General features: G+C 65.1%; 13 protein-coding genes. 3 read left to right on the top strand and 10 right to left on the bottom strand.

The window, feature by feature from the left end; all coding sequences use genetic code 11:
* Positions 1–142 precede the first annotated feature (142 nt).
* From C8E99_RS03810 to C8E99_RS15725, 3 genes are all read right to left on the bottom strand, one after another.
* Positions 143–970, bottom strand: a complete 828-nt coding sequence (locus C8E99_RS03810; RefSeq protein WP_115931177.1) for an SOS response-associated peptidase — start codon at positions 968–970, stop codon at positions 143–145.
* Positions 971–1,031: 61 nt separating this feature from the next.
* A complete protein-coding gene (locus tag C8E99_RS16180) occupies positions 1,032–1,967 on the bottom strand; it encodes a PKD domain-containing protein (RefSeq protein WP_147301165.1) in 936 nt (311 codons plus the stop codon).
* 61 nt (positions 1,968–2,028) lie between these two features.
* Positions 2,029–2,730, bottom strand: coding sequence for a DUF6318 family protein (locus C8E99_RS15725; protein WP_147301164.1), 702 nt, complete (start codon positions 2,728–2,730; stop codon positions 2,029–2,031).
* A gap of 326 nt (positions 2,731–3,056) precedes the next feature.
* On the opposite strand from C8E99_RS15725, the gene C8E99_RS03790 reads away from it, so the two are divergent.
* From C8E99_RS03790 to C8E99_RS03780, 3 genes are read left to right on the top strand one after another with little or no spacing between them, the layout of a single operon-like run.
* The gene (locus C8E99_RS03790) at positions 3,057–4,148 is read left to right on the top strand and encodes an S-(hydroxymethyl)mycothiol dehydrogenase (RefSeq protein ID WP_115931173.1); all 1,092 of its coding nucleotides are present in this window, start codon (positions 3,057–3,059) and stop codon (positions 4,146–4,148) included.
* A complete protein-coding gene (locus C8E99_RS03785; RefSeq protein WP_115931172.1) occupies positions 4,148–4,795 on the top strand; it encodes an MBL fold metallo-hydrolase in 648 nt (215 codons plus the stop codon). The genes C8E99_RS03790 and C8E99_RS03785 overlap by 1 nt, the downstream gene beginning before the upstream one ends.
* A gap of 56 nt (positions 4,796–4,851) precedes the next feature.
* The gene (locus C8E99_RS03780; protein WP_115931171.1) at positions 4,852–5,472 is read left to right on the top strand and encodes a uridine kinase; all 621 of its coding nucleotides are present in this window, start codon (positions 4,852–4,854) and stop codon (positions 5,470–5,472) included.
* Between the two features lie 12 nt (positions 5,473–5,484).
* On the opposite strand, the gene C8E99_RS03775 is transcribed toward C8E99_RS03780, so the two are convergent.
* The 7 genes from C8E99_RS03775 to nrdH all read right to left on the bottom strand — a co-directional run bounded on the left by C8E99_RS03775 (position 5,485) and on the right by nrdH (position 14,521).
* Positions 5,485–6,267 (bottom strand): lipoate--protein ligase family protein, encoded by a 783-nt coding sequence (locus C8E99_RS03775; RefSeq protein ID WP_115931170.1) that lies wholly within the window; start codon positions 6,265–6,267, stop codon positions 5,485–5,487.
* A 1-nt stretch (position 6,268) separates the two neighbouring features.
* The gene (locus C8E99_RS03770) at positions 6,269–7,135 is read right to left on the bottom strand and encodes a thioesterase family protein (protein ID WP_115931169.1); all 867 of its coding nucleotides are present in this window, start codon (positions 7,133–7,135) and stop codon (positions 6,269–6,271) included.
* 50 nt (positions 7,136–7,185) lie between these two features.
* Positions 7,186–10,251, bottom strand: a complete 3,066-nt coding sequence (locus C8E99_RS03765; RefSeq protein ID WP_115931168.1) for an S-layer homology domain-containing protein — start codon at positions 10,249–10,251, stop codon at positions 7,186–7,188.
* A gap of 265 nt (positions 10,252–10,516) precedes the next feature.
* Positions 10,517–11,491 carry a class 1b ribonucleoside-diphosphate reductase subunit beta gene (gene nrdF / locus C8E99_RS03760; protein WP_115933197.1) on the bottom strand — a complete coding sequence of 325 codons (975 nt, stop codon included), beginning with the start codon at positions 11,489–11,491 and terminating at the stop codon, positions 10,517–10,519.
* 132 nt (positions 11,492–11,623) lie between these two features.
* On the bottom strand, positions 11,624–13,792 hold the full coding sequence (gene nrdE / locus C8E99_RS03755) for a class 1b ribonucleoside-diphosphate reductase subunit alpha (RefSeq protein WP_245952071.1): 2,169 nt from the start codon (positions 13,790–13,792) through the stop codon (positions 11,624–11,626).
* Complete coding sequence (gene nrdI / locus C8E99_RS03750; protein WP_115931167.1) at positions 13,789–14,259, bottom strand: class Ib ribonucleoside-diphosphate reductase assembly flavoprotein NrdI; 471 nt, start codon at positions 14,257–14,259, stop codon at positions 13,789–13,791. The genes nrdE and nrdI overlap by 4 nt, the downstream gene beginning before the upstream one ends.
* A gap of 16 nt (positions 14,260–14,275) precedes the next feature.
* A complete protein-coding gene (gene nrdH / locus C8E99_RS03745) occupies positions 14,276–14,521 on the bottom strand; it encodes a glutaredoxin-like protein NrdH (protein WP_115933195.1) in 246 nt (81 codons plus the stop codon).
* Positions 14,522–14,827: the final 306 nt, after the last annotated feature.

The raw sequence follows: 14,827 nt of genomic DNA, 5'->3' as shown, positions 1-14,827 counted from the left end.
ACGTGTTCTAACACCAAGAATGAGACTAGGGCAGAGCCCGGACACGATAGGGATCCGGGGCAGGATCGGTGCACAAATCGGGGCTGACGTGGGCCCAGAGGGTGTGGAACGGAGGCAGGCTAGAGCCGGGAAACCCCAGCCGTCAGAGGAGGGATTCCAGGGGCTCGATGAGCTCCGGACCGTTGTTGCGGACGTTGCCGACAGCAGTGCCCACCTCATCCAGAGTCCAGGCGGACGCGGTCCGATAGGCCTGCTCGCGCACCTGAGCCACCAGAGCCTCGGCCGCCTCCGCGGACGGGAGCTTCACGGGGTCCAACCAGGCATCCAGGGTGTCCCGGTCCAGGGGCAGCGGGAGCCGGTCGTGCAATCCACCCAGCTGCTCCAGGGTGTCGAGCCCCGCCTGGTTCACACCGTCATTCCGGGCCGATTCGAGGTCAGCGGCGCCGGGCGAGGGCCCCGTGAGGATGGTGCAACTCAACAGCCACCGCCCCGGGTCACCCTCCGGCATGGATTCGTCTCTCCACCACTCATAGAGTCCCGCGAAGTAGGTCGGCGAGCCGTCTGCGGAGTGGACGTAGAAGGGACGCTTCTTCGCGGACTTGGGCGCGCCCGGGTCCGGCTTGAGCCATTCGTAGTAGCCGTCCACGGGGACGGCACAGCGGCGGGCCTTCACCGCGGAGCGGAACGTCGGCTTCTCCGTGACGGTTTCAGACCGCGCGTTGAACGCCCTCGAACCGACGGACAGGTCCTTGGCCCACGGCGGGATCAGTCCCCACCGGGCCACGTGGATCTCCCGCCGCGTTCCGGCCTCGGGGCCCGACGTCGGCACGGCACGTTCCAGCACCACGGCCACATCATCGGTGGGCGCCACATTCCAATTCGGCGGCAACACCAGTTCCTCGTCGAGGTCAGCACCCGAGTCCGCCACCAGATCACCAATGGCTCTGGCCATCACATACCGTCCGCACATGGCTTCAGTCTGCCGCAGTCTCTCGCCGCGTGGTCAACCGCCGGGGATCAGTCTTCGGCGATCAACCTTCAACGAAGGGGTTGCCGCAGGCCCAACCCTCGGGGTTCTCGTGGCAGTCCTCGGCGACGTTCTTGGACTTGGACCGCCAGATGTCCGCGGTGACCGGTTCGCTCGGGACCTCGGCGGTGCCCGGGATCGCGATCCAGGGACCCTCGTTGACCGAGAACTGGCCCCGGTAGGACGTCGTCAGCCCCACCGGGTATTGGCCGGTGTCCTCGTAGACGTGACTGGTGGTGGTCTCCTGGTTGAACTCCACCTGCGGCCCACCCGGATACGGATTCGACAATTGTTCCGAGCCGTCCCCGTAGTCCCAGGTCCACTGCACCGGCACCGCCTGAATCGCCACCTGCTGACCCAGCATCGTGGTGTTCAACGTCTGATCCTCCTCGGTCGCGAAGAAGTTCGTGTTCCCACGAATCAGCCCGAAGCCACCAGAGTCCGACTCAATCTCCGACGGAGCGATATCCAGACGGCGAAAATCAGCCAACGTCACCACCGGCATCGGCGGAGCATCCTCGTTGTTCGCAGCCGGATCGGAAATCACGGGGTCAATCGGGTTCGAGCAATAAGGCACACCGTATCGGTGCACAACGGACGGATCACTGGTCAAGTAGAACGCGTTGATTACGTACTGGCTTCCATCTACAGTGCAGCGCGCTTGTTCCATTTGAAAGCAGTCCAAGTAGCCATTGCCGTCCCCTTCGTCCAGCCCAAGGCAGTACGGCGTTTGGACATCGACCCTGTCACGCTCTATGACATTGCTACCTGTTTCCAAATGCCGCGGCAGCTCATCCATCAGTCGATCAACGACTTGCTCGACTCGTTGCTTTTGCTCGTCTTGGAGCGAAACATCAATTCCACCGCCGCGAACTCTGCCCTGAGGGTCGTCATCGGCAATGGCGGCCCCTGCAGAGACTCCGATTACCGCAACAGTCATGCATAAGGCTAGAACCCCGCTCACACTCCACTTGTGATGCCTTGAAGGCATAGTGTCTCGGTTATCCATCTATTTCGCTGTCTGACTGAACGACGAGCTCTTCGATGATCCAATGCCCCGACGGGTCATCGAATGTGGCATATCCGGACCAGGAAGTTTGGAACGTCTTATCTGCATCCTCGGATGCGTATTCCTCACCTGAGGAGCGGTATTGATGGGTCGGTCCTTCTATGACCTCCATGACGGTCGTCCCTGTGCCGTCATCGTTGAGGTCCACGACCAGCCGCTCAATGTCGAACTCAGATCCAGTAGACCAACCACCTGAACCGTATAGATCCTTCCAATTGCTGAGTTGGTCCTGGCAGATAATGCACTCTTCTGCCGAAATCGCTTCGAAGGGTCCGGATTCACCGGTCAGTTGCAGGTAGTACGCAGCCTCCCACCAGAACTCGACTGCGGCTTCCAGCCCTTCTTCGGTCGGCTCCTTTGCCGCTTCGGGCATTTCGGGTATCGGTACGTTCGTGGCCGGCGACGTCTCGGTGGCCGGCTCATACGTACCTGAGGCGGACGAACTCGGCGACGCGCTGTCGGATCCAGTACCAGTTGGCGACGCAGAACCGGTCGAGACCTCTGTAGCACTCGGCGCAGCGGAGGACGACGCCCCCTCTCCCCCATCACCAGAACACCCGGCCAACACCAAACCCACCGCCACCACACCGGCCAGACCAGCCAGTCGAACAGGACGATTCACCGGATCGGTCATGCAGACCCCTCCCTCAGGGCCACAGGGCCACCGACCACGAACCCGGAAACCAACTCATTCCCAGACGAGGCAGTACGCCGTCCCCACGGCTTGCCAACACTCATCAACGCTCCGCACCAGGCAGATCCCGCCTACCCGATTCCCGACCAGTCTAAACAAAGCACCATGAACCACGTCACAGATATCCACAACGCAAATCCAAGGGCCGTCGGATACGTCTCACAGGGAACGTGCCACCCACGCCGCGCCAGATGTGATGGGATGGGTCTGAAACCACCCACGAGTCGGAGCCCTGCCCCACCGCGGGCCCCGGAAGGAGCAGCACCGTGCCCCAGAAGGTCCAGGCGGTCGTCGCCACGGCGAAGGACGCCCCCGTCAGCATCGAGACCATCGTCATTCCGGATCCGGGTCCGGGTGAAGCCGTCGTCGACATCCTCACCTGCGGCGTGTGCCACACCGACCTGCACTACGTCCAAGGTGGCATCGGTGACAACTACCCCTACCTGCTCGGCCACGAGGCCACCGGTGTCGTCTCCCAGATCGGCGAGGGCGTCACGGACGTGGCTGTCGGTGACAAGGTCATCCTCAACTGGCGAGCCGTCTGCGGAGAGTGCCGCGCCTGCAAGAAGGGCCAGCTCCAGTACTGCTTCAACACCCACAACGCCACCCAGAAGATGACGCTCGAGGACGGCACCGAACTCGATCCGGCCTTGGGCATCGGCGCCTTCGCCGAGAAGACCCTGGTCGCAGCCGGCCAGTGCACCAAGGTCGAGGGCGTCTCTGACGAGCAGAACGCTGCTGCCGGGCTGCTCGGCTGCGGCATCATGGCCGGCATCGGCGCCGCCATCAACACCGGTGAGGTCAAGCGTGGCGAGTCCGTGGCCGTCATCGGCTGCGGCGGTGTCGGCACGGCCGCCATCGCCGGCGCCAAACTGGCCGGGGCCACCACCATCATCGCCGTGGACCTGGACCAGCGGAAGCTGGACAAGGCGGTTGAGCTCGGAGCCACCCACACGGTCAACTCCCAGGACCAGGACGCCGTCGAGGCCATCCAGGCCCTCACCGGAGGATTCGGTGCCGATCTCGTCATCGACGCCGTCGGCCGCCCCGAGACCTACAAGCAGGCCTTCTACGCCCGCGACCTCGCCGGCCGCGTCGTCCTCGTCGGCGTCCCGACGCCGGAGATGCAGCTGGAACTGCCCCTCGCCGATATCTTCGGCCGCGGCGGATCCCTCAAGTCTTCCTGGTACGGCGACTGCCTGCCGTCCCGCGACTTCCAGATGCTGATCGACCAGTACAACCTGGGCCGCCTGGACCTGGACGCCTTCGTCACCGAGACCATCGGCCTCGGCGACATCGAGGCCGCCTTCGCCAAGATGCACTCCGGTGACGTCCTCCGCTCGGTGGTGGTGCTCTGATGGCTCGCATCAACAAGATCGTCACCTCCGGCACCTTCTCCCTGGACGGGGGCACCTGGGAGGTGGACAACAACGTGTGGATCGTCGGCGACGACGAGACCTGCGTGGTCATCGATCCCGCCCACGACGCCCTCGAGGTGCAGAAGGCCGTCAACGGACGCCAGGTCCTGGCCATCCTGCTGACCCATGGGCACGACGACCACATCCGTGCCGTCCAGATGTTCCGCTCCCTCGTGGACGCCCCCGTGCTGCTGCACGAGGCCGATCGGATGCTGTGGGACACCGTCTACCCGGACCAGGCCCCTGACGGCACCATCGCCGACGGCGAGGCGTTCACCGTGGCCGGCATCCAGCTCACCGCACTGCACACCCCGGGGCACTCCCCCGGCTCGGTCTGCTTCCACTCCCCGGAACTGGTCAGCGAGTCCGGAACCCAGGGCGTCGTCTTCTCCGGCGACACTCTCTTCCAGGGCGGACCGGGTGCCACGGGGCGGTCCTATTCGGACTTCGGTACCATCGTGGAGTCGATCAAGGACCGGCTGCTGACGCTGCCGGATGAGACCACGGTCAATACCGGCCACGGGGACTCCACCACGATCGGCGCCGAAGCCCCGCACCTGCAGGAGTGGATCGACCGCGGTCACTGACCGCCGGACCGGTTTCCCGTCAGGCGCCTTCAGTCTCTGACGGGAACACCGACTCTGTGAGTACCGCATCATCCGAGCACCATTCCGGAGGCTTCGTCCTGTTGGGCGGGGCCTCCGGTTCGGGCAAGTCCTATCTGGCCCGCACCTACGGCCGGCCGCACCTGCTGTTGGACTCCTTCTACCGGGAGATCTCCGAGGATCAGAAGGGTGACCCGGAGTATTCGTTCCCCCGCACCGCCTACGGTGAGATCGACTGGGACGACCCGCTGACGTGGAATGCACGCGCCGCCGTGGACGCGATCATCGAACTCCGGGAGACCGGCCGCACCCGCGTGCCCGACTACTCCATCACCACGTCATCCATCACCGGCCACGTGGACCTCGAATTGGCCGGAGGACCGATCGTCGCGGAGGGCATCTTCGCCGCAGAGCTCCCCCGCATCCTCACCCGGCTCGGTGTCGACTTCCAGGCCTGGTACATCGACCAGCAACGGCTCACGACGGCGGCCCGCCGGTTGGCGCGCGACCTCGCGGAACGCCGGAAACCGGTCCCCTTCCTCCTCCAGCGAGGCTGGTCCCTCCTCCGCAAGGAACGGGAGATCCGCGACCATTACCTGGACGCCGGCTTCACCCCGGTGCCGAAGCGCGAGTTGCATCGGCGTCTCGCAGCGCGCTGACGGCGGGGTGGACTACCGGGGCGGAACCGCCTCGAGCAGATCAGCCCAGGGCCGGTCTTCAACGGGCTGATAGGCCGCGCGCAGCCCGGCCGCGAACGTCTCCACATCCAGTCCCGGAACTGCGTCAGTGGCTGCCCCCGCAGTCGCCGGATCCCAGTCCAGGCCGAGTGCCTCGTAGACATCCACGAGCACAGCCCGGATCGGCGCGGGATCCTCCACCACGATCGATGACGAGAACAACCAGGCCCCTTTGACGACGCGCTGCGCCGTGCCCGCCAGCTTCACCGGTCCACGCTCGGCACCGCCCGGCCCTGGCGGCAGCGACGTGTGCACCGAGTACTCCCCCGGGCAGTACTCCCCGGGAATCTCCCCGACGGCGGCCGGTACCCCAGCGCTCCGGAACACCTGGGCGAACATCTCGCCGAACCCGGCGAAGCGGTCCTGGAACCCCTGCATGGCGTCCTGGTCACGCTGGATATGATCCACCACCACGCTGCCGGCGTGATAGGCCGCGGCACGACCGCCCGCGCGTCGGACCACGGGGGCGAAGCCGTGTGCGCGGCACGCCTGCTGGGCTCGAGCGAAGCCGGACAGCCGGGCGTCCCGCTGGCCGAAGGCCACGGTGGGGGCGGGGCGGTAGAGGCGGACCATCGGGGACGTGATCAGCCCGTTCTGGGCTGCACGGAGCAGGGTGATCCCGTAGTCGAGGTCCTCTGCCGGGCCCAACGATGGCCCTTGCCGGGTCCACTGCAGCACGACCGGCGGGGCCGCGTGCCGAGCCGACGGCTGGACCATCTCAAGCATCGAGGGAGGGGACCTTCCGCACCGTCTGGATCTGCTCTGATCGCCCGAACGGGCCCCGTTCGTCGTGGAGGACGGCGGACGTCAGCCCGATCCCGTCCGAGCCCATGTTCGAGGTGGTCGCATAGCCCAGCCATGGACCCACGGGGTCACGGTAGAGGTGGATCTGCAGGTCGACGTTCGGGAAGCCGTAACCGCCAGGTCCGGCGTCCAGCACGGGAGCGACCCCGTTGGAGGTGTCCGCCATACCCATCAGCCGGACGAGGTCACTGGTCGGCTCGCCCGCGATCATGTCCACCGCAGTGGTGGACCAGCAGCGCCCATGCCCCGGGGCGTGATCTGGGGCCACCCGCATCTCCAGCGACTTGATGTAGCCACCGGGCCACCGCTGTTCCATCGCCGGGAACGGCCGGCTCTGGTGCACGGGGGTGAGGGCGGGGTCGTTCGTGACGGCCACATCGGCCGTGTCCGAGGTGACGAGGCGCCAGGCCCGGGCCACCAGGACGGCGCGCCCCTGGGCCACCAGGGTCGACTCCACCAGTTCGATGGTCCGCCCGGGGCGCACGGTACGGGTGGTGACCGTCAGGGGCCCGTAGTGCAGTGTTCCGAGGATCTCGAAGGACAACCGGGCCAACCGCAGCTCGGGACGCGGATCGTGGGCCAGGATCTCTGCCGTCATCAGTCCGGAGACCGGAGCCATGTGGAGCTCGTCGTCTCGCCACGTGCCCTGGGCGTGGACCAGTGAGTCGAACTCGGAGGTACGCACCCCGTCCACCACGCTGGGAGGCGAGGACCGCTGGAAGTTGGCGCCGACGTCGTGCCCCTCGATGCCGGAACCGCCGGCCATGGTGGTAGAAGTCATGCCCTCCATCCTGCCAGAACCGTGCCGAGGTGCCCGGATGCCCGCGGCCGTTACCGGCCCTGGTCGAACCGGTAGAGGATCCGTGCGACCTCACCGCGGGTGATGGACTGGTGCTGACGGAAGCTGCCGTCCGTATAGCCGGTGGTGAGTCCGGCGTCCTTCATCCAGGCGATCGCGGCGTGGTGGGTGCTGCCCACGGGCACGTCCTTGAACGACTTGACCTTCGGCGTGGTTCCCTTCGGCTTGGCCGTCCGGTACAGGAAGGACGCGAACTCGCCGCGGGTGACATTCTCATAGACGCCGAACTCCCCACCGGCGTGGCCAAGCGCGACCTTCGAGTCCTTGGCCCAGCTGATGGCGCCGTAGAAGCTGTGGCTCTTGACCACGTCCTTGAACGGCTGCTTCGACGCGGGGGTGTGGTTCGGATCCATGTACCGGTACAGGAAGGCCACCGACTCTCCGCGGCTGATGCTGCGGCCCGCCCGGTACGTGTTGTCCCCGACATAGCCGTTCGAGATCCCGCTCCACTTCATCCAGTCCACCGCCTGGAAGGCCGCGTTATCGGTGTCGATGTCGGAGAAGGTGGCGTCACACCGACTGGCCGTCATGGCCAGATCCTGCGTCTGCCCTGATCGGGTGAGGGCCACCGAGGTGTACGTCACCGTGGCGTTGTTCTCCAACTCGAGGCGGATGTTGGAGCCCTGGCCCACATTGATGGCGCAGACGGTCGGACCGCCGGCCCTGATCTGTAGCCGGCCCGCCCTCTTGCCTCCGCGTTCCACTCGGATGTTGGCCGTCCCAGAAGCCACCTGGGCCGTGACGACGACCCGGTCAGCCTGGCCGGCGTTCTCGATCCGGATGGCCTCCCCCGTGGCGTCGGCCTGGACGCCCGCGGAGACCCTCGTCGTTCCGTTGCCGTAGAAGATGTCAGCATCGGACCAGCTCAGCGGTGCGGTGTGCTGCCCGAGGTACCGCTGGGCACCGGCGACTCCGCCGCGAAGGGCCCGGACGGCGTACTGGGCCGTCTCACCGGGGGTGTTGGACAGCAGCGTGCTCGTGCCCGTCACGGTCTTGCCGGCGATCCACGCCTGGTTGGAGATCGCCCCGCCACCCTGCGGCACGGCGCGATACATGATCTGGTACTGATCCGCCCCGGAGACCGCATTCCAGTACGCGGTGGCCTGCGTCCCCGGACTGCTCAACCGGTAGTGATTGGACGGCAGGGTCGGCGTTCCGGGCTTCACATTGACCTTGGCAGCGTCCACCAGGCGGTCCACGTTCCTGCGGATGGTCGGCAACTGGGCGTCCAGGTACCGCCCGGGGCAGGCTGTGGTGTTGGTGACCTTGTGCCCCAGGATCGTGGGGACACTGACGCGCTTGCCATCAGACCAACGGGCGGAGGCGGCGTTACCCCGCTGAGTCAGCGTGACGTTCGCCGTCGGGTTCACGTCATACCGGTAGGCCTGCCAGGCAAGGACCTTTTCGATGGCCCGCACCATGGGTGCCGGTGCTGAGGCGATGTCATAGTCGCCCATGGCGGAGATGCCGATGGTGTCCGTGTTGAACCCGCCGGCCTGGGCGCCCTGGACGGGCTTCTCGATCGATCCGCGGCGGCCCTGGAAGATGTTGCCGTACTTGTCCACCAGGAACTGGTAGCCGATGTCTCCCCAGTTCAGGGAGACCGCGTGATACTGGAAGATGCCGCGGATCTGGGCGTAGGCGCCGGAGGCGGAGTAGTTGTTCGACCCTGCCGTGTGGTGCACGTACATCGCCTGGAGGTCCGTCGATGGGGTCCCCCAGTCCTTGACCTTGCTCTCATCGGCTCCCCACTGCGCGCGGGTGATGATCTTCGGCTTGATCGCATCGGCCGAGGTGTTCGTGGCCGTGGCGGTCGCCTGTGCGGTCCCGGTGATCAGTCCCTGCTGTTCATGGACGGCCGGGACGAAGGTTGCGGCATGGCCCGTGCCGAGGGAGGCGGCCGGTACGGCCGCCGCAACCTGGGCGGACTGCGCCGATGCCTCGCTGGCCAGGCCGGCCTGCTGCTCGATCTCCGCCAGATCCCCTGAGGCGGCGGAAGCGGCTTCCAGCTTGCCGTCGGTCTCGGCCGTGCCCGGGTCGATGAGCTCAAGCTCCAGGCCGGCCGGAACCTCGCCGTCCGCCGTGGTCACCCGGACCTGGATGGCATCGCCACCGCTGGAGATCAACGGCTCGGTGCCCACGCGGTCCGCATGGGGCGCCTCATCGCCGTCGTGGATCTCCATGCTGTTCCAGTCGGTCCACTCCCCCGCCTCACGTACGCGCAGGGACACTTCAGTGACCTGGTCCGCCTCCGTGATGTCCCACGTCACGCCCGCGACGATGAAGTCCATGGTCTCCACCGGTTGGGTCAGGGTTGCGATCCGCTCGACCTCGACCTCCTGCGTGGACGAGATGGCGCCGTTGAAGACGGAGTCGGTCAGTTCCTCGGCCTCGGGAGCGGCTGGAGCGTCGGCGGCAGTGCCGGAGGCGGTGTCGGTAGCGGCGGCGGAGCCGTCCGCCTTGGCCCGAAGTTCCCGGATCACGACGTCGGAGGGCTGGGACTCGCTGCCCGTCGCCTGTGACGTGGTGCCGGACACAGGGGTCGAGAGGGTCGAAAGCGTCGCGGACATCAGCGAGGCCTCGGGCTCGGTGACAGCTTCGCTGGCCTCGGGTGTCGAGGACGCCGACGGCTCGGCAAGGTCGGGGGCATCCGTGACCGAGGGAGCCGGCGTGCTGTCAGGCGTCTGGGTGCTGTCAGACGTCTCGGTGCTCTCAAGACCTGGCGATTCAGGGGCGTCCGTCACGTCAGGAGCCGGAGTCGACTCAGGGGTGTCCGGAACCTCGGGGAGTGCCTCGGGGTCGATGCCACCGAGGGCAATGGACTGTTCCTCGGCGCCCTTGACCTCGGAGGCCACCTCACCTGACTCGACGGCCGGGTCAGCGGTATTCTCGCTGGTGGCGGTGGTCACCGCCGAAGCAGCAGTGGTGTCCGGTACCACGGGCATGGCCGTGGCCGGAAGGACGGTGGTGGCGGTGATCGTGAGGGCCAGGGCGGCGGCGGCACCGGCCTTCAGAACAGGGTGGAGCGTCCGGGACATGTCAGTTTTTCCCTCAAGTGGTGCAGAGCGATGGACGTGGACGTGGGTTTCCCCTCCACGCCACAGTTAGGTTATCAAGCGTTTATTGACTTGTAATCACTTTTGTCCCTTTGGTCTCAGCTTTCACACAGAGTTCACTCCGCGGCTGACGCTGATGACAGGCCAAGCCGAGACAAGACAAAGGGACACCGGGTCGCCCTCAGGGGTGGACCCGGTGTCCCTATGCGCGCCGTCGGCGGACGGCTGTCAGTGCTTTCCGTCGTGCTTAGAAATCCCAGTCATTGTCTTCCGTGGTTTCGGCCTTGCCGATCACGTAGGAGGAGCCGGAGCCGGAGAAGAAGTCATGGTTCTCATCGGCATTCGGGGACAGCGCCGAAAGGATGGCCGGGTTCACGTCGGTGACGGCGGACGGGAACATCCCCTCATAGCCGAGATTCATCAGGGCCTTGTTGGCGTTGTAGTTCAGGAACTTCTTGACGTCCTCGGCCAGGCCGACGGAATCGTAGAGGTCATGGGTGTACTGGACCTCATTCTCGTACAGTTCGAACATGAGCTCGAAGGTGTAGTCCTTGAGCTCCTGCTGGCGCTCCGCCGACTCGTTCTCCAACCCGCGCTGGTACTTGTAGCCGATGTAGTACCCGTGCACGGCCTCGTCGCGGATGATGAGACGGATCAGGTCCGCGGTGTTGGTCAGCTTGGCACGGGAGGACCAGTACATGGGCAGGTAGAAGCCCGAGTAGAACAGGAAGGACTCCAGGATGGTGGAGGCCACCTTCTTCTTCAGCGGATCGTCACCGTGGTAGTAGTCCAGGATGATCCGGGCCTTCTTCTGCAGGTTGGCGTTCTCCTGGGACCAACGGAACGCGTCGTCGATCTCCTTGGTGTTGGCGAGCGTGGAGAAGATCGAGGAATAGCTCTTGGCGTGCACCGACTCCATGAACGCGATGTTCGTGTAGACGGCCTCCTCGTGGGTGGTCAGCGAGTCCGCGATGAGGGAGACGGCGCCCACGGTGCCCTGGATGGTGTCCAGCAGGGTCAGCCCGGTGAAGACCCGCATAGTGAGGGTCTTCTCATCCTCGGACAGCGTGGCCCAGGACTGGATGTCATTGGACAGCGGCACCTTCTCCGGGAGCCAGAAGTTGGAGGTCAGGCGATTCCAAACCTCCACGTCCTTGTCGTCCTGGATGCGGTTCCAGTTGATTGCCTCGACGGTCTCGAGGGTCTTGACAGCGTCGGCCATCATCTCAGGTGTCGTCCTCACTTCAAGGGTGCAGTGCTGTGGGTGATTCGTGGTTCGGTCGGGCGGACCGCCGGGAAGGCGATCCGCCCGACCAAGGCTAGTGGCCGGCGTCGGGCCCGGAAGCCTGACGGGTCAGAGCATGCAGGAGACGCAGCCCTCGACCTCGGTGCCTTCCAGCGCGAGCTGGCGCAACCGGATGTAGTAGATGGTCTTGATGCCCTTTCGCCAGGCGTAGATCTGGGCCTTGTTCAAGTCACGCGTGGTGGCCGTGTCCTTGAAGAACAGGGTCAGGGACAGCCCCTGGTCCACGTGCTGAGTGGCGGCGGCGTAGGTGTCGATGACCTTCTCGTAGCCGATCTCGTACGCATCGTCGTAGTACTCGAGGTTCTCGTTCGTCAGGTAGGGAGCCGGGTAGTAGACGCGGCCCAGCTTGCCCTCCTTGCGGATCTCGATCTTTGAGGCGACCGGGTGGATCGAGGAGGTCGAGTTGTTGATGTAGGAGATCGAACCGGTCGGCGGCACGGCCTGCAGGTTCTGGTTGAAGATGCCGTGCTCCATGACGGAGGCCTTCAGCTCGCGCCAGTCAGCCTGGGTGGGGATGGACACGTTGGCACCGGAGAACAGCTCGGCGACCCGCGGGGTGGCCGGCTCCCAGACCTGTTCGGTGTACTTGTCGAAGAACTTCCCGGAGGCGTACGTGGAGTCCTCGAAGCCACCGAACGTCGTCCCGGTCTCCATCGCGAGGCGGTTGGAGGACCGCAGGGCGTGGAACAGCACCGTGTAGAAGTAGATGTTCGTGAAGTCGATGCCCTCTTCGGAACCGTAGTGCACCCGCTCGCGGGCCAAGTAGCCGTGCAGGTTCATCTGGCCCAGGCCGATGGCGTGTGAGGTGTTGTTGCCCTGGACGATGGACGGCACCGAGTTGATCTCAGACATGGTGGACACCGCGGTGAGCGCCCGGATGGCCGTCTCGATGGACTTGCCGAAGTCCGGCGAGTCCATGGTCTTGGCGATGTTCATGGACCCGAGGTTGCAGGAGATGTCCTTGCCCACGGAGGCGTAGGTCAGGTCCTCGTTGAACTCCGAGGCCTCGGAGACCTGGAGGATCTCGGAGCACAGGTTGGACATGGTGATCCGGCCCTTGATGGGGTTGGCCTGGTTCACCGTGTCCTCGAACACGATGTACGGGTAGCCGGACTCGAACTGGATCTCGGCGAGGGTCTGGAAGAACTCGCGGGCGTTGATCTTGGTCTTCTTGATCCGCGCGTCGTCGACCATCTCGTAGTACTTCTCCGACACCGAGATCTCGGTGAACGGCTTGCCGTAGACGCGTTGCACGTCGTACGGGCTGAAGAGGTACATGTCCTCGTTCTTCTTGGCCAGCTCGAACGTGATGTCCGGGATGACGACGCCCAGGGACAGGGTCTTGATGCGAACCTTCTCGTCAGCGTTCTCCCGCTTGGTGTCCAGGAACCGGTAGATGTCCGGGTGGTGGGCGTGCAGGTACACGGCGCCGGCGCCCTGGCGGGCACCGAGCTGGTTCGCGTAGGAGAAGGAGTCTTCGAGGAGCTTCATCACCGGGATGACGCCGGAGGACTGGTTCTCGATCTGCTTGATCGGTGCGCCGTGCTCACGGATGTTGGTGAGGGACAGCGCCACGCCGCCGCCGCGCTTGGACAGCTGCAGGGAGGAGTTGATGCTGCGCGCGATCGACTCCATGTTGTCCTCGATGCGCAGCAGGAAGCAGGAGACGAGCTCGCCGCGCTGGGCCTTGCCGGCGTTGAGGAAGGTCGGGGTGGCGGGCTGGAAGCGGCCGCCCACCATCTCCTCCACCAGGTCGACGGCGAGCTGCTCATCGCCCTGGGCCAGGTGCAGGGCCACCATGCAGACGCGGTCCTCGTAGCGCTCCAGGTAGCGCTTGCCGTCGAAGGTCTTCAGCGCGTAGGACGTGTAGAACTTGAAGGCACCCAGGAAGGTGGGGAAGCGGAACTTCAGCCCGTAGGCGCGGTCCCAGAGACTCGTCCGGAACTCGGCGGAGTACTGCTCCAGCGTCTCGGCCTCGTAGTAGTCGTGCTCCACGAGGTAGGTCAGCTTCTCGTTCAGGTCGTGGAAGAAGACGGTGTTGTTGTTGACATGCTGCAGGAAGTACTGACGTGCTGCGGCGTGGTCTGCCTCGAACTGGATCTTGCCGTCCGCACCGTAGAGGTTCAGCATGGCGTTCAGCTCGTGGTAGCCCAGGTTCTGCCATGCCGCCGGCAACTCTTTGGCCGACCTGATCATGTCCTGCTCGGTGATTGTCATCCCCAAAACCTTTCCAGTCCTTCGCGCACGGCCGTGACGTCCTCCGGCGTGCCCATGAGTTCGAATCTGTACATCAGAGGGACCTCGCACTTGCGCGCCACGATGTCCCCGGCGAGGCAGTAAGCCTCGTAGAAGTTGGTGTTCCCTGCGGCAATGACGCCCCGGATCAGATCCCGGTTCGACTTGACGTTGAGGAACTTGATGACCTGCTTCGGCACGGCTCCCTTGCCGTCTCCCCCGCCATAGGTCGGCAGGATGAGAACGAAGGGCTCTGTGGCCAGGAGGGTCGGCTCCTTGGTGATGATCGGCAACCGCGCCGCCTCACCCTCCGGCAGCTCCAGTTTGGAGACGAAGCGGTGAGTGTAGCCGGAGGCGGAGGAGAAGTAGATCAGGCGTGCAGCCGTCTGCTGTGGGGTCAGGGACCCCGCAACACCTGTCGGCCTGCTGTCGCTGACCACGCTCGTCATGGTGACCTCGGGTACCTCAGGCCACCGAGGCGGCAGCGGCGGTGGCCAGCTCCTCGATCTTGTCCGGACGGAAGCCGGACCAGTGCTCGGCACCCGTGATGACGACCGGGGCCTGCATGTAGCCCAACGACCGAACGCGCTCCAGCGCCTCGGCGTCCTGGGACATGTCCACGGTCTCGTAGGCGATGCCCTTCTTGTCCAGGGCGCGGTAGGTGGCATTGCACTGCACGCAAGCCGGCTTGGAGTAAACGGTGACGGTCATGGTCATTCCCCTGTCCTCGGTTACCGCGTCCGGGATGCCGGACCGGCGGGCGTTTTGCTCTGTGGTCTGTGTTCTTGCGTCATGGCCGCGAAATCCGTCCAGGACCTGTTCAACAGGTCCCGACACCGTGGATTCCGGGCCCGCCCGGACTCTCCGGCGTGAAAACTGCCGGTCCGAACTGCTGACATCAATACTACATCTAGTGGTGACCGGATGGAACAACCACAAGATCCTGTCTTACATGGTTGAGATTAGTTTCCCCCAGCTCGTCCACAGGCAGTGTGGATGAACGGACCGTGAACGCAC

The sequence above is a fragment of the Citricoccus muralis genome (assembly GCF_003386075.1).
GTDB classification, from domain to species: domain Bacteria; phylum Actinomycetota; class Actinomycetes; order Actinomycetales; family Micrococcaceae; genus Citricoccus; species Citricoccus muralis.
Note: the sequence above shows the minus strand (reverse complement) of the source record. Positions and strands in the feature narration are given on the sequence as shown.